This window comes from Enterococcus gilvus ATCC BAA-350 (genome assembly GCF_000407545.1).
GTDB classification, from domain to species: domain Bacteria; phylum Bacillota; class Bacilli; order Lactobacillales; family Enterococcaceae; genus Enterococcus_A; species Enterococcus_A gilvus.
The window spans coordinates 2293082-2310223 of the sequence record NZ_ASWH01000001.1; the positions used below are offsets into that span (position 1 = coordinate 2293082).

17 protein-coding genes and 1 tRNA gene are annotated in these 17142 nt (G+C 40.4%); 1 reads left to right on the forward strand and 17 read right to left on the reverse strand.

All coding sequences use genetic code 11. The features are described from left to right. Positions 1-17: 17 nt before the first annotated feature. The 6 genes from I592_RS11335 to I592_RS11360 all read right to left on the reverse strand — a co-directional run bounded on the left by I592_RS11335 (position 18) and on the right by I592_RS11360 (position 6363). A complete protein-coding gene (locus I592_RS11335; protein ID WP_010780070.1) occupies positions 18-863 on the reverse strand; it encodes a two-component system regulatory protein YycI in 846 nt (281 codons plus the stop codon). Then, a complete protein-coding gene (locus tag I592_RS11340; RefSeq protein WP_010780069.1) occupies positions 864-2174 on the reverse strand; it encodes a YycH family regulatory protein in 1311 nt (436 codons plus the stop codon). It abuts the gene before it with no gap. Continuing rightward, the gene (walK, locus tag I592_RS11345) at positions 2171-4003 is read right to left on the reverse strand and encodes a cell wall metabolism sensor histidine kinase WalK (protein WP_010780068.1); all 1833 of its coding nucleotides are present in this window, start codon (positions 4001-4003) and stop codon (positions 2171-2173) included. The genes I592_RS11340 and walK overlap by 4 nt, the downstream gene beginning before the upstream one ends. A gap of 2 nt (positions 4004-4005) precedes the next feature. Beyond that, positions 4006-4710: a response regulator YycF gene (gene yycF, locus I592_RS11350; RefSeq protein ID WP_010780067.1), complete on the reverse strand. Its 705-nt coding sequence runs from the start codon at positions 4708-4710 to the stop codon at positions 4006-4008. Positions 4711-4967: 257 nt separating this feature from the next. Further along, complete coding sequence (locus tag I592_RS11355) at positions 4968-5822, reverse strand: DegV family protein (RefSeq protein WP_010780066.1); 855 nt, start codon at positions 5820-5822, stop codon at positions 4968-4970. Then, positions 5815-6363, reverse strand: a complete 549-nt coding sequence (locus I592_RS11360; protein WP_010780065.1) for a DUF1836 domain-containing protein — start codon at positions 6361-6363, stop codon at positions 5815-5817. The genes I592_RS11355 and I592_RS11360 overlap by 8 nt, the downstream gene beginning before the upstream one ends. A 156-nt stretch (positions 6364-6519) precedes the next feature. Between I592_RS11360 and I592_RS11365 the strand changes: the two genes are divergently transcribed. Next, positions 6520-6592, forward strand: a tRNA-Lys gene (locus tag I592_RS11365). A 195-nt stretch (positions 6593-6787) separates the two neighbouring features. Here the strand turns inward: I592_RS11365 and I592_RS11370 are convergent. The 11 genes from I592_RS11370 to I592_RS11415 form a co-directional block, all read right to left on the reverse strand. Continuing rightward, the gene (locus I592_RS11370) at positions 6788-7894 is read right to left on the reverse strand and encodes a GH25 family lysozyme (protein WP_010780064.1); all 1107 of its coding nucleotides are present in this window, start codon (positions 7892-7894) and stop codon (positions 6788-6790) included. 13 nt (positions 7895-7907) lie between these two features. Next, the gene (locus I592_RS11375; protein WP_010780063.1) at positions 7908-8120 is read right to left on the reverse strand and encodes a phage holin; all 213 of its coding nucleotides are present in this window, start codon (positions 8118-8120) and stop codon (positions 7908-7910) included. After that, entirely contained in the window at positions 8110-8481 is a 372-nt protein-coding gene (locus I592_RS11380) for a hypothetical protein (RefSeq protein ID WP_010780062.1), read from the reverse strand. The genes I592_RS11375 and I592_RS11380 overlap by 11 nt, the downstream gene beginning before the upstream one ends. 75 nt (positions 8482-8556) lie before the next feature. Next, positions 8557-8694: a CD1375 family protein gene (locus I592_RS21640; RefSeq protein ID WP_010779972.1), complete on the reverse strand. Its 138-nt coding sequence runs from the start codon at positions 8692-8694 to the stop codon at positions 8557-8559. A 1-nt stretch (position 8695) separates the two neighbouring features. Next, positions 8696-9013: a hypothetical protein gene (locus I592_RS11385; RefSeq protein WP_010780061.1), complete on the reverse strand. Its 318-nt coding sequence runs from the start codon at positions 9011-9013 to the stop codon at positions 8696-8698. 14 nt (positions 9014-9027) lie between these two features. Then, positions 9028-9435 carry a hypothetical protein gene (locus I592_RS11390; RefSeq protein WP_010780060.1) on the reverse strand — a complete coding sequence of 136 codons (408 nt, stop codon included), beginning with the start codon at positions 9433-9435 and terminating at the stop codon, positions 9028-9030. A gap of 15 nt (positions 9436-9450) precedes the next feature. Further along, the gene (locus I592_RS22275; RefSeq protein WP_016250193.1) at positions 9451-10599 is read right to left on the reverse strand and encodes a BppU family phage baseplate upper protein; all 1149 of its coding nucleotides are present in this window, start codon (positions 10597-10599) and stop codon (positions 9451-9453) included. Next, positions 10599-11135: a hypothetical protein gene (locus I592_RS11400; RefSeq protein WP_016250194.1), complete on the reverse strand. Its 537-nt coding sequence runs from the start codon at positions 11133-11135 to the stop codon at positions 10599-10601. Before I592_RS11400 ends, I592_RS22275 begins: the two co-directional genes overlap by 1 nt. 10 nt (positions 11136-11145) lie before the next feature. After that, positions 11146-13968 carry a phage tail tip lysozyme gene (locus I592_RS11405; protein ID WP_099046859.1) on the reverse strand — a complete coding sequence of 941 codons (2823 nt, stop codon included), beginning with the start codon at positions 13966-13968 and terminating at the stop codon, positions 11146-11148. Next, positions 13968-14690, reverse strand: coding sequence for a hypothetical protein (locus tag I592_RS11410; RefSeq protein WP_010780057.1), 723 nt, complete (start codon positions 14688-14690; stop codon positions 13968-13970). Before I592_RS11410 ends, I592_RS11405 begins: the two co-directional genes overlap by 1 nt. Further along, positions 14690-16987 carry a phage tail tape measure protein gene (locus I592_RS11415; protein ID WP_010780056.1) on the reverse strand — a complete coding sequence of 766 codons (2298 nt, stop codon included), beginning with the start codon at positions 16985-16987 and terminating at the stop codon, positions 14690-14692. Before I592_RS11415 ends, I592_RS11410 begins: the two co-directional genes overlap by 1 nt. Positions 16988-17142: the final 155 nt, after the last annotated feature.

Below are 17142 nucleotides of genomic sequence, written 5' to 3' on the forward strand. Positions count from 1 at the left end.
TCAGTATACAACCCTTTTTATGGATTTTCCACCTTTGGAACTAAATTATTCGTGATCACCTGATTATTCAGGGCGTTGACTTTTTCAATCTGCGTCGTCTTATCTGACGTCCGTATCTTGACGAACCAAACAGGCACATACACATTTTTCTCACGTACTTCAAGTGTGCGGAAATAGCCTAAATAAATGTTGGTAATCGTCGATTTGCTCGGAATATTATTGTTGATATATAGCGTGTTCAAGATTTCTTTTTCGGAATAAAGCGACATTTTTTCTCGCAAAGGCTCAATGTCCTTCAACCGGGTTTGAGTATATTTAGAGACCCGCTCCTGGTCATCCTCCTTCATGATGTCTAACGTCACGCGGGACGTTTCATCAATAAAAGGAATCCCTTCATAGGTTTGCGCTCCGACGACTTTTCCTAAATCCTCATCTTTCTTAGAAACATCAGGAAGGTACGTATATTCTGTGCCATTCGTGATAAAAGTGGACTCCTTCATCAAACGATTAAAACTACTCGTCGCCTTTTTTAGATCAAATTTTATTTCTCCATTTGGGATACTTGTCAGTACTCGGGTAGAAATGGTCCAATTCCCATTGATTGGTGCGTTCGTTCCTTCGTTTACTAGTGAATCGAACGTATCCTGCTCAGCACTCAAATAATACCCCTCTTGGTGGTCGTCAGTAACTTCATCTTTGATTTTTATATCATCATTTTCTAGGCGCTGCACAATATCTTCCCGCTGATTTGAATTAGTCACTAAACTTTGTTCGTGCTGATTATTCCAATAAATACTGAAGAGAAATATATTCAGACCGATGAAGACGAGAAAAAAGATCCATTCGATTTTTCTAAAATCCAATTAGCTCGCCTCCGTTTCTAGATTTCCTTGCATCAGCTGGTTAGCGGAGTACCAAGTGTCCTCATATTTAACAAACCATTCTGGCGTTAAGGCAACTAATTTATTTACACCATCAATATCCTGCCAAGTATAGCCAATGATAAAACTTTGGATCTTATCAAGTTCGATTCCTGCCGCAGCTAGACTGTTTTCTACCTCCAGCGTGCTTGGCAGCTCAACTTCTTCATCAGAAGGTATCGGTACTTGGACCGTGTCCATACTCGTCTCGATTTTGACTTGCGGTGTGGGTGTATTAGGCGCGTGCTGAATTTTGACAGTCATCTTTCCTTTAGAAGATTGACTGAAGATCGGGTACCCTTCGACAAATATTCGATAATTGATTTGTCCGTCATGATGATCAAAATACCGTAGATTTCCAACAGAAGTTCCCAACCGGCTTACGTAATTAAAACTTTGGCTGTACATACTTTCCTTCGCTAAATCGGAAGGCAGCTCACCATTAAAGGTCACCAAACGCTTCTGTTCATCCATTATAAGCTCTTCATGGCCGCTGACAAATGAACGAGAGCCGCTTTCTTCTTCCTCCCCTTTTGCTTGATCGGGGTTTTGGAAAAATGCATTTCGAAAAAGTGAATACGATTGGGTCGTTAAAATATAACTGTATTTTTTAAGCCGAACACGATCTTTTGTGCGTGACAGACGAGGAACCAAAGGATTTCCCTCAGCCATTGGCAAATAGCGTCCTTGATTTTTTTCGTAAATGGTCTCCAAACCAGAAAAATCCGCGGAAATCGTCGCTTCATACACGATGTCCTTATTATAGTTCAGAAAGCGAATCTTCTTTTTGGAAAAATCAATCTGAATCTTTGAAAACATGATTTTATCCGAATCTTTCATTGAATTCAAATTGACCGGCATATCAAAAACCTTGATATATTCAGCCAAAGAAAACTCGCCTTCATAATTCATTTCAATCCCGTTGGATAAATTGTAGTAACTTTCAATGTCTTCTCCATGGGCTATTTCTTGCAACTGACCATAGGTACTTTCTGTTAAGCGCGCCTGTGTGGTAGCCAGCAGATTTTCGCTGCTTGTTTGAAACTTCCCATTCGACAAATTCCATGTCCCGCGAATCGGCAGAAAAGCGTCTGTTGCCTTTGTGTAGTTCTGATCGCTCTTCACTGCCTGCTTGCTTGTAGTGACATCGGATATCTTTGAGGTAGGACTAAGCCAAATGGCATAGGTTAAGATGAGGCTCAGAAAAATCAGAGCCATAAGTGCGACACGAATGATTTTTTCTGATAATTTCATTCCCAAATATCCTCCTCATAGGGTTCATATGGTAAAGAAATATAGAAGGTCGAGCCTTTTCCTTCGACACTCTCAACCCAGATTTGTCCTTGATGCGCCTTCATGACTTCTTTAGAAATGGCTAGCCCAAGTCCTGTTCCGCCTTGTTGACGGGCACGAGCCTTATCGACGCGATAAAAGCGTTCGAAGACTTTTTCCAGATCCTTCTTAGGAATTCCTAGTCCTTCATCAGAGATACTTAAGACAACATTGTTATGAGTCTCCATCAAGTGAACTTCGATCTTTCCGCCGTCAGGTGAATACTTGATGGCATTGTTCATGATATTATCAATCACCTGCATGATTTTATCCGTATCGATTTCTACCCATAAATCACGTTCGGTAAACTCACGAATGATCCGATACGTTTTTTCTTGGCTGTTCACCATCATGTCAAAGCGATCCAAAATATAGTCCACTAGTTCATTGAAATTGACAAGTTCAAGGTCCATTTGCTGCGCACCTGAATCCATTCGAGAAAGATTCAATAAATCATTGATCATTCGAATCATTCGATCGGTCTCGCCCAAAGTCACGTGAATAAAGTCTGGAGCTACTGCTTTGTCTTCCCAAGCACCTTCTTCTAACGCTTCTAAATAGCTGCGGACACTTGTCAACGGCGTACGCAACTCGTGTGACACATTGGAAACAAACTGACGACGCTCTTCAGCCGTCTTTTCTTGTTCTGTTACGTCATGGATAACAACTACTAATCCACTGATAAAGCCAGATTCACGACGAATCATAGCAAAATCTGATCGTAGCGTCATACGATCTTCTTCTGAATCAGATTTTGAACGATTGATTAAAATCTCTTCTGGCGTTTCCAGCAATTTACGCAGCGTGTACTCTTCCTCTAAATCAAGCAGAGTCAAAATCGACTGACCAATCGCCTGTTCATTCGTTGTATTAAGCAAAGACAAGGCCATTTCATTGATCGTGATGACTTTTCCTCGGCGGTCTGTTGCTATAACCCCGTCAGTCATGTGCGTCAACACGCTGTCCAAACGATTTCTTTCAGCTTCCATCGTATCCTGAGCATCTTCAATACGGTCAGATAATTTATTGAATGTTTCTGCAAGTTGACTCAACTCGTCATGCCCTTGAACATCGACCTTCTCAGAATAGTCTCCTTGCGCAATACGAACTGCTTGCTTTTGCATTTCTTTAATAGGCTTTGTGATCGATCGTGCCACCAATAACGCGACAATGATCGAGATCAATCCCGCGATCAAGGAGGCAGTAAAGAAAATCAAAGCTGTGTTGCTGATTTCGGTATATTTTTGCTCAATGTCACTTTTAACATAAAGAGCCCCGATCACAGCCGAATCGCCGGTCGGGGACTGAATGGGTTGGACATTGATATATACCCGTCTATTATTATCATCTAGTGTTACATATTGCTTCATTGAAAAATCATCGATGTCGCTGTATTCATTTTTCTTTCCGATGATCGAATCTTTCTGACCCACGTCATTTGTAGCGATGACGATCCCTTTATCGTCTACCACCCACATCTCAGTGATATTGTCAGCCGTTCCATTATTTTCAAGGATTCGCTGAAGCTGATCTGCCTCATTGCCGGCATCTTCTGACATGGTGGCTCCGAGGGTCGTACTTAGCAAAGAGACCCGCTGATTCATATCCTTGGTAAAACTATCGATTGTTGATTTTTCAAGTCCCCGAATAAAGTAAGCACCGATGATCTCGATCGAAATCAGTAAAATCAAGATAAACGAAAACGCAATCTTGAAATTGACCGATCGGTAAAAACGGATTCTCTTTTCCATACTTACTCCTGTTCAGGGTTACGTAGGTAATACCCTACGCCACGTCTTGTTACTAAATAGGTAGGATGACTGGGGTTATCCTCGATCTTTTCACGTAAACGACGGACAGTCACATCCACTGTTCGCACATCGCCAAAATAATCGTATCCCCAAACGGTTTGCAGTAAATGCTCTCGCGTCATCACTTGTCCGATATGTTTTGCCAAATAGTGTAGCAATTCAAACTCACGATGCGTTAGTTCGATCGTATCTCCGTGCTTGGTTACCATGTAAGCATCTGGATGAATCGTCAAATCTCCGATCGTTAAATCACTTTGTGTCGTATTTTCTTCTTCTTTGGGCGCTTGTCCACCTCGACGTAAATTTGCCTTTACGCGGGCAACTAATTCACGATTAGAAAATGGTTTAGTCACATAATCGTCCGCTCCTAATTCTAAGCCCAATACTTTATCGATCTCAGAATCCTTCGCCGTAACCATAATGATCGGCATTTCATGGGTCTTGCGTACTTCACGAGCCACTTCTAAACCGTCTTTTTTTGGCAACATTAAATCTAATAAAATCAAATCTGGATTGACCTCTTCGACTTTTTCTAAGGCTTCTTCACCATCATATGCAGTGAAGACTTCATAGCCTTCTTTGGTTAAATTGAATTTTACGATGTCCGAAATCGGCTTTTCATCGTCAACTACTAGAATTTTTTTCACTAAGAGTCACCTCATACCTTTATAAGATTGTATGTACGCCCTACCATTATACAATAATTTCAATACTGTTTCATCTTTTCAAACAGATGACGATTTTTTACAACGATTACTTAAGAAAAAATAGAAGAATTTAATTGAATAATAAAAAAGAGACAAGCATTTGCTCATCTCCTTCTCGGTAATTTGATTTCTTCTGTTTTAAATATTTTTTTATTGCTTTTAATGAAATAAGCGAAAGCAGTAAAGTGACTTTGTCACTAATCCAATACTTGACAAACCACGCCTAAGGAACCTGGTCCAGTATGAACGGATAATGCAGGAGAAACTTTTCCAAAATAGATATTTTCAGCAGTCGGAAACATCTCTTGTAGCCGTAATCGGATTTTTTCCGCAGTTTCCAATGCGTCGGCGTGTGTTACAGCCAAATTAAAGCGCTTGTGATTGCCAACATGGTCCTTTACTAGCTGTAAAGTCTTATCGATACTCTTGTTTAGTCCACGAACTTTGGCAACTGTATAGTAGATGCCTTCAGAATTACAAGAGATGATCGGTTTTAACTTCAAGGCACTCCCCAATAAAGAAGAGACCAAACCAATACGTCCGCCCTTTTGTAAATACTCCAACGTGTCTACATTGAAGAAGATTTTTGTGTAGGGGATTTTGCTTTCTACTTCTTCAATCACTTCTGAGAAGGATTTGCCTTGTTTCACCAAGTCGCCGGCGTAAATAGCTAGAATCCCTGCTCCGATCCCCACATTTTTCGTATCAATCGATTGGAAAGTTAACCCTTCGTAATGCTCGCCGAGTACGCGCAGCGCATTGTAAGTCCCGCTTAACCCGCTTGAAATCGTCACAATAATCACATGTGTATAGCCTTGTTCTTTGATCTCATCAAAAACCTGATGGATCAATTCGCCATCTGGTAAAGAAGTGCTTGGCAACTCTTTCTTGATTAAAGGAAAAATAGTATCGGAGCTAATATCGTTCCCATCTCTATATTCTTTATCACTAAAAATAATACGCAATGGCACCATAAAAAAAGGGCCGCTGTTCACTACTTCCTTTGGGACGTCTGTCCCAGAATCAACTAGGATTGCGATTTTTTCACTCATCCGTTTCGCCTTCTTTCTCTTTCTCCAATTGAATGATTTTTTCAGTTAACATTTTTTGTGTAAAAGAAGCTATCGCACTTTCCATTGCTAAATAGTAGAAATCTTTTTTGTAGCTGTTAAATTCGATTTCTTCACCTAAAACTATTTTTGCCAGTTGCAGCAGTGCTTCTTCTTGCACGGTACAAAAACTATTGTACGCGTCCTTTGGTTCATTGATCGCCAATTGCATCCGAATCAATTCATTGATATCAGGAATCGCAAAAACTTGCTTCAGCAGCGTAATAGCAATCAAATAGGCCAAATGATTACGGTTATATCTCTTCTTCACAGGTGGTGGAACTAATTTATGTTTAACATAATTATTGACCATAGCACTGGATAGAAGCTGATGCTTGTCATCTTCTATCAAAGGGGATAAATAACGGTCAACAAGGGTGATTACTTGATCCATGTATAGCTCTAGTTCGGGTAACTCTTCCCAGCGAGGCAGTCGTAAATCTTTTAAGCCTTCTGCCCAGGTTCTGAGCTTTGTATCTTCCATTGAACACACTCCCTTTAAGGGTAGTTTATCAAAATTATGGTAATTATACAACATAGTTTCAAAAACTAGATAATTGAAGCGCTTTTGGTGAATTTTTTTTAAGTTTATTCTTGCTTTTTTATTTTCTCAGTGCTAACATATGAAAGTACTTTGTTTGGGCCGTTAGCTCAGTTGGTAGAGCAGCTGACTCTTAATCAGCGGGTCGCGGGTTCGAGCCCCTCACGGCCCATTGGGTGCCAAACCCACGCCACATAAGCGTTTTTGGCTACTTCGGTAGTTTAGAAAAAGACGCTTGATGTGGCATTTTTTTATTTTGGGTAAGGTTTTTGGGTAAGGTTTAATAATATGCCCTGGGCATAAGAATATATAAATAACGCAAAAAACACCCTCCACAACCAACTAAGGCTGTAGAGGGTGTTTGAGCTTACACGTCTAAATACCAACGTGTTTCGGTTAGATCATTAAATCCGTCTTTCGTGTCACCTTTTGGATCATTGGTGCTCCGGATCATGATAATGATCGAGTGGCCTGCAACATCTTTTTGGTTGAACTCGATTTGGAACCCTGCAGTATCACTACGGTTGTATACCTTCGCTGCATCCGCGCGCGGTAGATCTTTTAGTTTGATACGCTTCAGTTCTTTACCTGTCGTGCGATCTAAAGCGAAGGCATACTGATACTTATGAGTACGAGTACTCCATCCTTCCGCCTTAATCTTGCCTGCCATTGCACCAAAACCATCCACGTGGCCCTTATCATTTTTGACTTCCATGACTGAATAGTTTTGTCCAGCACGGTAGATATCTGTTGTTTCACTTGGATTCGGATCAGGAAGCGTTGTATATCCATTGTCCGTGATTCCTGTTAAGTCAATATTACCATCTAATCCACCGCCAACATATGTGGATGTGAATTGATAGATGCCCACACCATCCATACTAGGAAATACAAACCACACTGGATAAGGAGTAACGTTGTAATTCGGATACGCAGCCATCCAAAGTGAATCTGGGAATTCTGCTAGGATCTGTTGGTAATAAACATTTTGAAGGGTAAACGGTTTGTACGAGTAATACATTGGCGTATACCCAGCATCTCGAATTCTTCGCATACCGTATAAAATAGTATCCGTATTCGCCTGCTTGTTCCCACTAGCTCCGTGTTCAAAGTCTAACGCAACAATTGATCCTCGTGGTGTCTTCACCTTTGGCAAGAAGTAATCCATCGTAGTTTTTGCAATACTCATGCTCCCCCACGTATCGTACCAAATATACGTATGCGCACGTTTTCCTTGAGCTAAAGCTGAATTCACTTGGCTCTCATACGTCCACTGATTGTAGAGTCCACCAGCGTTGTATCCACCGATCTGGCTAATACTGAATTTATCATGTGCGTAGCCAAATTGACCTTGTGCGCCTTGGTAAACTGCCCAGTCGACCCCTTGATCTCCTTTAGCCGCATCCACATTCATTGGGAAAATTGGCAATAAAAAAAGAGCTACAACAGCTCCCATCAAGAATTTCTTTTTCATTCTAGTCCTCCTACTATTCTTCTTCATCATTGGGAAACATCTTGTATGTCCGGTTTGACACCCCTAAAACTGTTCCCAGAAAAGCGCCTAATCCAGTAATGATAATTACTACAACATCGGTATATTCCCAGTTGACTGCCTTTCCTACTAAGCCAACAAAAGTGGCCAATGCGGGTATGACAATCAAAGCGATCCATTTAAGCGTCTCAAACGTTTTATTTTGCATGCGATTCACCTCCCTTCAAAGGAAGCTCTCTCACACGGTTGTATAGAAGCTCGCCTGTGCCGTTTCCACCTAATCCGTGATAGCCACGCCATAAGTATTCAAGGTTGTCGAGATCATCGACTTCAACCTCTCCTTGTTCGATAAAATAAGAACATTGCTTGTAAATCTCATTGTGCAAGATAGCAATATTTGCAGCTTCGAGCATTTTAAACCGCTGTTCCGTTAGTTGTTTATTTTGCTCTGCTATATTTTTATTCTTCAGTATCTGTTTTCCTACCCAACCTAAGACGCCTACGATTCCTCCAATTCCCAAAGACATCAAAAGCCCATTGAGTTCTAGTAACTCGTCGAAAAAATGCACATGCCTTTCCACCTTCCAATCAAAATAGAAAACGACCGGCTAAAAAGCCGATCGCTCCAACTACTACATATCTAGTTATTTTGTTTCTTCTTGCTTTTTTGCATCATTCACGATTTCAGTCACTTGATCTAAAATTGATGCAGGTACTGTTTCAATTTTGCGCTTTCCATCAATTACGTGAGTTGCGTAAAGCATAGCTAATGCTGAATACATATCACTCTCCTCCTTTCATTGCAGCGGTAGCAGATAAAACCATATCCGCTAATTCTAAAAGAGCTTCATCAGACATATCTACACGCTGACGAAGCTCTTCGTTTTCTGATTTCAATTTTTCCAATTCCGTAGGTCCATTCAGTTCCTCAATCTGTTGCTTGTATTTTTCATCATCAAGCACCGCCTTGTCGTTTTCTATCTTCACACAACCAATTAAACCAAATAATTGTTCTTCCGTGTCTATCTCGGTGTACGAGTCATTCTCCACATTTGACCAAGAATCCACATAATCGTTATTAATTTCTACAAATGCTTTCATGTTTTCTCCTCCAATTACATTACTACGATACGACGCAAGCACATATTTCGACGATCGTTTTTCTCGTTTTCAGCATGTCCGACGATCGTTGTTTTATTGATTGTGAATGTTTTTGAGGTGTTTACTAAAGGAGCATCTTGAGAAATTGTATAAATTGTCTCTAACACCGCTTTAGGATAATAGACTGTTGTTTGTCCATAACCCAACCGAACTCCACCTTCTGGGTTATAACGCTCAAAAATAAGTGCTATACCCGTTGTCAGATCTGTTTGAGAGTATGAGTGACTATGATTATCTGTAAAATACTGTTGACCATCAAAAATGACTTTTCCATTCGAAACCATTTTTTCCAATGATGAAAAATTTTCTTGAATAGCTTCAGCGCCATTTTGCATTCCGCGATAAATTTGTTTTAATGCCATTTGTTAAGTACCTCCTCATTTTTTCTTTAATTCTACTGTGTAATCATCGTTAATAAGCAGCTCTAATTTATCAGCTACTTTATCTAAAGATGTTTTGTCATCATTAATATAGGCCTTAGTTATATTTGCTTCTGGCATAGTAAAATGAAGTGTTTTATTTCCTTCAACGATCAGCAATGTATGCTTATCATAAATAATGAATGATCCATTTAGAGCATAATAAAGCGGCATTTCTACATGAGTTTTCTTTCGATCAAAGCTAAGTTGAGAGGGAACATTATAGATCGTTCCTCCACCTAAGTTACCGGAAGAATCCAAACCACCTAATTCGGTACCTAGCGCATCCTGATAATAGGTTACTTTTACTTCGGGTTGATATTCAGAATCATGTTCAATCGTGACCTTATTCCCGACTGCAATATGTTTATATACAATCAAATCTAGTTGATACTTAATCTTTTGATAAATATATTCTAAATCTGCAATCAATCTATCTTTGATGGACTCATGACGAACTCCTTGCAAATCGACACGTGCATCCATAAGTTCAGCTAACATCACACCGCCAGGATCGATGGATCTAAGAATATCTTTTATTGATTCGAACCACGTCAAATAATCTGATTCTTGACCTTCACGCCAAGCCTCAAAAGTATCTTGTTGATGCTTTCGCCATTCTTCGAATTCTTTTTTACGAGCATTCATCCAGTCAGTAAAATCACCTTTGTTTGCATTCAAAAAGGCCACCATGTCTGCGATTAGGTCCTCAACCGTCTGCCAATAAGAACCCATTTCACCAGGAGTTTTACTAACCGCACGAACAACAAAATAGGAGAAATCTTGTGTAGTTGCGATCAAATCTTCCCCTTTATAAAATATGAAATTAGCCGTTTGTTCGTGAATAGCCTGTAAAGAGTATTCATCAAATGTATATTGAATTTTCCCGGCTTTTGCATCAATAATTTTCGCTGCACGTTGAATTGCTGCACCATTGGTAAGAATCGCCTCTAAATAACCCTTGCACTGTGATAAATCGACTGGCAATCCATTCTGAGTGATGGTGGCTTCCATCACTTCTGAGTTTTTATTACCTTGCCTAACGTTGGCCATTCCAATATAGTTATATGGTTCAGTTGTGCTTAAAACGACATTCCATTTAGCCATTAATCTGTCACTTCCTCTTCTACAGGCGCTTGACCATGAATAAAATCTGTTGGCTCTCCGCTAAAATCCGGAGGAATAATCACAGAGGCGATTGTTTCGCGTCCCATATATTCACGATCATATTCAGCTACAAACTCACCTAGTTCCCCTTTTTGTTCGTATGTTTGAATCATTTCGTTTTCTAATCCCCAGATTACAGCACAATGCCCGTATTCCTCGTGTGTGGTAAAACTATCACTAATCTGAACGCCTCTTTCAAAACAAAGAATCGAGCCAACTTTTAAATCCTCATACTTTGGATTCATAATTACTGACCAACCAAACTCGTGCCACTTGTAAGCAATACCGATATCTGATGCTGAATAGATCAATTCGTCGTTTACGGGATCGAGTTGATCATAATAAGTTCCAGCACCTAAATCAGGTCCACACATAATTCCGCTAAACTCAGCAGCTACTGCGTAGCATTGATAGTTACCGATTGATGAATTAATCTTGCTTTTCAAATGATTTAACCCTTTATCATAAATAGCCATTACTTTCCTCCTATTTCACTGCTCTGGCTAGACATCTATCTCCGCCTAGAAGAGATCCAAATGAGTAACCAATCGTTGAGGTATTTACGCCGCTAAAACGACTATCTCCTCCCATTTGAATGATTTGCGTATCATTACCATGATATTGCTCTAATAAAATAGCAGTGTGCCCGCTTGAACCGGCACCTCCACCGACGTTATAGATAACTACATCTCCGGCTCGTGTCTGTTCTGGCGAAATCTCTTGAAACCAGCTATGAGTACTTCTTGCATCACTAGCCATACTACCTGTAAACCATTGCATGTTTGCTGGTACTCGATATCCAGCCATAGCCAGAACTAACCAAACGAACCCAGAACAGTCGGTAACACCGTTTCGGTCTGGATTAGCAACTGAACCAATAAGACTTTCCCCGTGAGACAATTGATAGGTGAAGTAGCCTAATAAGCTTTTCGCGATCGATACAATATCGCTATTTGCTTGCGGTATTTTCAAATCTTTGAACTTGTTATACCAATAGACCGCATATCCTTGTCTGTCGGGATGTGAATCTCTTGGTCGCTCGAAATTCTTTTCAAACACAAAAGCCGCTTGACTCGGATCAGTTATGGCTTTAAAGCCTGCAACAGTAGTTGGAGCTACCGCACCAATCCATTGACCATTTGAGTTGGCCCAATCAACTAATCTCATTTGAGGTGCCATTTCACGATAGTTTCCAGCAATTCCAGAAACCCTGAATAAACTTTGAACATAGTTACGTCCGTTAGAAGTCGCCGGCACACCAGCAATAGGATATGCCGAGCCATCAAACTGAATTGCTCCATATGCTGGGCCACCAATTTGATCAATGTCAGGATTCATGCTAGGTCCTGCTTCACCGTTAATATTCCCTAGAATACCGGCTGCTGCTGCAGGGGAATATCCTAGACTTAGTAACGTCACCCAAGCTTGCCACGCAAACTTCTCAGCACTTGTTTGCACTTCTGGAGGGTATTGACCATTCCAACCATTTCCTTGACCGCCAGGCGATCCGCTAGAACCTCCGCCTTGTCCTGGGAAGACTTCACGACCACTTAGAGTCAGCTTTCCTTTAATATCAACATCTTTGTAAATTTGTACTTTACCTTGGATGTTCATATCTCCAAAATGGATAGTTGTTCCATTTGACAGCATGGCAAAACCTTTGCCCTTATTTGGTGAAATGAGAATATATTTCCCATCTCCTTCAGTTCGAATGACTAAGGCATTGTCAGGAATCGGAGTTGGTGTTGTTGCATCTGGGAATGGATCTCCCGTTGAATCAGTCGTACCAATCGTTCCGATTTCTTTATCGCCACTCCAAAACTGCAGTCCTTTTTTTGTCAGTTCCATAATTTTCTTTTTATTGTTCCAAATTTGCAAAGTTCCTTTGACAATTTTCAAGATGTCGCCTAAGTCATTAATTGAGTTTTCTAGAACATCTGCCTGGATAATCCCCACCTTGATGAAGTTAGCTACAATCTCTCCTTTGCTGGTAATAGCAACCTCGAATGGGCCATTAACGCCATTGGAAGAATAGGCTAGTCCTCTTAGATTCCAGCGCCAAACTTTTTTTGCTGTAGATACCTTTGCTGTGTCCATAATTAGGATTTCTTCTGGCGCTTTTTCTGGACGAAAAACGACATGTCCACCGGAATTACCAGTGATCCATGCCGTTGCGTTTAGAACGTTCGTTACTAATGTTTCAGTCCTATTATCAATTTTTTTCTTTATCTCTTGAGCTTGAGTCTCGACTCGTGATGTATATAGCGAAAGATCATTACCAAGAACGATATTTTTGAATTTTCTCAAAGTAGGGAACCAGGTGTATTCAATCATTCGTTCTTCTATCTCTTCATCACGATCAATCACTTTTACGTGTGCAGTATCGCCAAAATGTAGTGTGGCTAAGCCTTCATACAAATCACCGTATTCAATCGTATGTTCCAAAGCTACCATTGAAATTTCGTGTGTAGCTTTTGGATCCTGGATACGATCATTTGTAAATAATGTATTTCCCCAAGCTTTTAAGTCATTGATTGTCTTACACTCAGAATTTTCACGCTTGGCAATTCTTCGATTGCTATCATTTACCCCTGCGATTTCTAAGTACTTGAACGTTATTGGTTCCTTATCAGCATCGTAGTCGTTATCAGGAACACCTCCGACTAAATAAAGAGAATTCACTACGGATTCTTCATCTACTTCCGAATCGATAGCTTCTAGGTTCACACCAAGATCTATACGAAAACCATTGTCCGCACCGATTCTTTTGACAAGTTTCAAATTGAAATTGTCCATATCAAGTTCTGCACCAGTTACACCAACTAAGTTTTGATTTCCATTGTTTGATCCAATCAACGCTTCTATAGGTTTCACTTGCTTAGCTGTAAACTGGTGCGTGGTTCCTACATTAGAGGTGTACATAAATTTTTGTTTAAAAGCTAGATTATTTTGCAGACTACTCATAATCTGCTGCCCGTTTCCGGAAGCAGTAAACGACAAATCAATAAAGTTTCTATTAGCCATATAGCTAACATGCCGACCAGTAACCGAAACGCTAGTCAGGTTTTTTTTAACTTTCGATATTTCAAAGTACTGCCAAGACCCATCTTCAACTACGGCTTTGACAAAGTTTCCTTTTTTTAAATAACTTCTAAATTGTCCTTTACGACGATAATTCCCGTAAAAAGTGTAAGCCCCATTTATTGCTCTATTTACTTCTGGTAAATCATCCCAATCAGTTAGTGCTACACCATTGATAGACAAATCATCAGGAATAGAGGTGTAACCATAAATAAATTCTGTACCGATCACAGCCACACACTCCTAACAAATAATTTTGCATCTGAAAAATTTCCTTTAATACTAATGCTCGATTGCTCTGAATCGTTTTCGAGCCAATCACCTTTGGTAAAAAGGGGCGCCCCGGCCTGCATGACCTTACCTTTTTCATTGTCTACCGTTACTAAACCTGCCAGAGTATTTAAAACTGTCAGTTTCTTATCTGCAATTTGCAGTTCAATCGTTCCACCTTTGCTCGTGATTTCAAGATAAGGCTTGCTCTTCTCCTGACCAGGATCATGAAAGAAATTCGATCCTGAAACAATAGGAATCGGCGTCTCATTTACTTTTCGTCTGAACGGTTGGCACCTAAACACAATGTCGAAGGTGTAAAAAAAGCCCCACTCATTTTGAAAATCAATTGGCTTACCCATCATGCAAATACACTCGCGGTACTTGTCTAAATCGTTGTGGGTGATTAAGCGGCCACTGCCACGTAACCACTTTTTCACATCATGTAATTTATCGTATGGAATTGTAATATCTTTAATTGGTAAATCATATGCTTCATAATCTCCGAAAGTTTCATTGAGTTCTCCGGATCTCCCAACAATCTCTGAAACTTCATATCTCATGTTCGGGGATACTTCTTGTATCTCAGATTCGATAATACAGCCCATATCGCGAGCTGCATTATAGCTGTTCCATATGAAGTTTGGTTCGTCTGACTTAGTAAATTCGTATAAACTCATTAACCTGGAACACCTCCAAGATCATAGATTGCCTGCCGGCTGGCTTGTTCTAATTTTCGGTTCATCCGATTAAGCTCCGAAGGGTTGTTTGCGTCAACCTTATCAATATGAACATGCTGCTCAACTCTTACTTCTCTTGGACTAGGTGTGTTTTTCTTTTCCGAATCTGACAATGGTGTAACAGTCGTTTTACCGTTTTTAACAGTCATTAGTTCAGGGCCAGCTTCTCCGACAACTGCTTGACCATTAATTAAATGGCCGCCTTTAGCAAGGTAGGGAATCTGTGAAATGTTGAAACCACGGCCGCCAACTTTAGGCACCCACTTAGGAATCTTGATCCGATTCAGCCCACCTAGAAAACCATTTATCAAACCGATCATTGCGTTAATAGGTGCTTTGGCCATTGCAGCAATACCTTCAAAGATACCGCCAAATATATTTGTCACGCCTTGCCATGCTCGTGACCAGTTTCCAGTGAAGACTCCTGTAATAAAGTCGACTATTCCGTTGAGAATACGCATTCCGGCATTCTTAAAGTTGTTGAAATTCGCGATAATACCCCCAAATACATTTCCGACATATCCACCTATAAACCTAAGCGCCTGAACGCCAACATCTCGTACCCCACGGAAAAAGGCATTCACGCCATCATGGAACCATTTGACTTTGTTGTAAGCCAAAATCAATCCACCGATTAGCAAAACAATACCTGCTATTACTAGCAAGAACGGGTTTGTTGCAAATGCTATTCTCATTGCTGAAAAAACCGACTGCAGTGTTCGAATGCCGCTGGCGACTTTGGTGACTGATCCCATTAACGTACCAAGTACAACTAAGAACGGGCCAATGGCAGCAGCAACTAGTGCAATAGTTATAATCATGTTTTTTTGGCCTTCATCTAGTGAATCAAACCAAGATTTGAATCTTTGAAGGGCATCAATTGCCATTTCAAAGAACGGTAATAACGCTATTTGAATACTTTCACCTACATCTGCCATTGCCAATTTAGCGTTATTCATTGCCATGTTTGCTTTATCAATTGGATCTAAAGTTGCTTCATAAGTATCACCAACCGCTCCTCCACTTTCACTTGCTGTTTTTGCCAATTCTTCCAAGTTCAAAGTCCCTCGACGAATAGCATCAGCCATTCGTGGACCACCCTTGGTGCCAAATACTTCTGAAGCTGCATTGATTGCATCTGTCTCAGAGCTCGCATTTTTGATTTTGTCTTGAAGCTCACCCATTCCTTGAGAAAGTGTTTTTCCATCTTTTGCATAAGCAACAGTAGCTTTCGATAGACTGCTTAACGCTGCACCAGAATCGACTCCGGCTTGTTCGAATTGCCCCATTAGAGTGACGCCTTCGTTAAAACTTAGACCTAATTGCTTGATCTGTGGTGCACCGTCAATTGCTTTTTGCATTAAATCATCGACGGATTGACCAGTATTTTGAGACGTTCTAGTTGTGACATCCAATACAGAATTTAGGTCGTCATATTCAAGCCCATATGCCTCAATTGCCTGGCGAGCCATGACGGCCGATTGTGATACATCAGTGTCATTAATTTCAGCATATTTGAGAAGATAATTTGTTGAATCTTCCAACTTTTTATCCATGAATCCAAACTGAGTGTTTACCTCACCGATCGCTTCGCCAACCGTTTGCAAGGGTAAATGAGTATTAGCCCCTACTTTCTTAAACGATTCACCTAATGAATCTGCTGTTTTACCAGTTGCGCCGGTCTTAGTGATAATAGTATCTAACGCTTCATCCACTTCGCCGAATGTAGCAAGTGACGCAGCTCCGGCCGCAACGATCGGTGCCGTAACACCTACTGTCATTTTTTCGCCAACACCTTTGATTTTATCGCCGGCTTCTTCAATTTTTTGTAGTTTATTTGCTGTATCAATTGAAACGTCGCCCTGTTTTTTTAGCGCTTCATTTGTGTCATCAAGAGCATCTTTTAATTTATTTTCTCCAGTTTGAGATTCAAGCAATTTTTTGTACAGCTTCTCAGATTCAGCAGAGTATTTTCCTGTTTCATCTACTGATTTCTGATAAGCCTCTCTTAATTGCTCAGTTCTTTGACTTGCAAGTTGGACTTGTTTTTCAAGTTTTCGTTTCGCTGCAGCTAGTTTTTCAGTTTGTGTTGCGTCTTTATCCATTGCAGATACCTGGTTTTTGTACTCGGTAGCTGCTAAGTTCATTTCTTTATTGATTTCTTTGACCGTTTTGGCATAGGAAACTTCACCGTTGGTTTCAAAGTTCAAAATTACATCTGATTCTTTTTTGCTCATCTTAGCGCTCCTTTCCTACCACCAAGGACTTTTATCCATCGTGATTGATTCGGGTGGATCAAAGTCGGTATTGTTTTTTAGCCAATGAATATAAGATTTAAGCCACAAGTTAGGTGTAGACTTCAAAAAGAAACCCTCACTCCAATTCAATAGAG

Coding starts and splice junctions, on each gene's coding strand:
- I592_RS11360 (WP_010780065.1), bottom strand. CDS start 6,363: ATGGAAGATACAAAGCTCAGAACCTGGGCAGAAGGCTTAAAAGATTTA.
- I592_RS21640 (WP_010779972.1), bottom strand. CDS start 8,694: ATGTATTCAGCATTAGCTATGCTTTACGCAACTCACGTAATTGATGGA.
- I592_RS11415 (WP_010780056.1), bottom strand. CDS start 16,987: ATGAGCAAAAAAGAATCAGATGTAATTTTGAACTTTGAAACCAACGGT.
- I592_RS11400 (WP_016250194.1), bottom strand. CDS start 11,135: ATGGCTATTTATGATAAAGGGTTAAATCATTTGAAAAGCAAGATTAAT.
- I592_RS11375 (WP_010780063.1), bottom strand. CDS start 8,120: ATGCAAAATAAAACGTTTGAGACGCTTAAATGGATCGCTTTGATTGTC.
- I592_RS11385 (WP_010780061.1), bottom strand. CDS start 9,013: ATGAAAGCATTTGTAGAAATTAATAACGATTATGTGGATTCTTGGTCA.
- I592_RS11355 (WP_010780066.1), bottom strand. CDS start 5,822: ATGAGTGAAAAAATCGCAATCCTAGTTGATTCTGGGACAGACGTCCCA.
- I592_RS11370 (WP_010780064.1), bottom strand. CDS start 7,894: ATGAAAAAGAAATTCTTGATGGGAGCTGTTGTAGCTCTTTTTTTATTG.
- I592_RS11390 (WP_010780060.1), bottom strand. CDS start 9,435: ATGGCATTAAAACAAATTTATCGCGGAATGCAAAATGGCGCTGAAGCT.
- I592_RS22275 (WP_016250193.1), bottom strand. CDS start 10,599: ATGGCTAAATGGAATGTCGTTTTAAGCACAACTGAACCATATAACTAT.
- I592_RS11340 (WP_010780069.1), bottom strand. CDS start 2,174: ATGAAATTATCAGAAAAAATCATTCGTGTCGCACTTATGGCTCTGATT.
- I592_RS11410 (WP_010780057.1), bottom strand. CDS start 14,690: ATGAGTTTATACGAATTTACTAAGTCAGACGAACCAAACTTCATATGG.
- walK (WP_010780068.1), bottom strand. CDS start 4,003: ATGGAAAAGAGAATCCGTTTTTACCGATCGGTCAATTTCAAGATTGCG.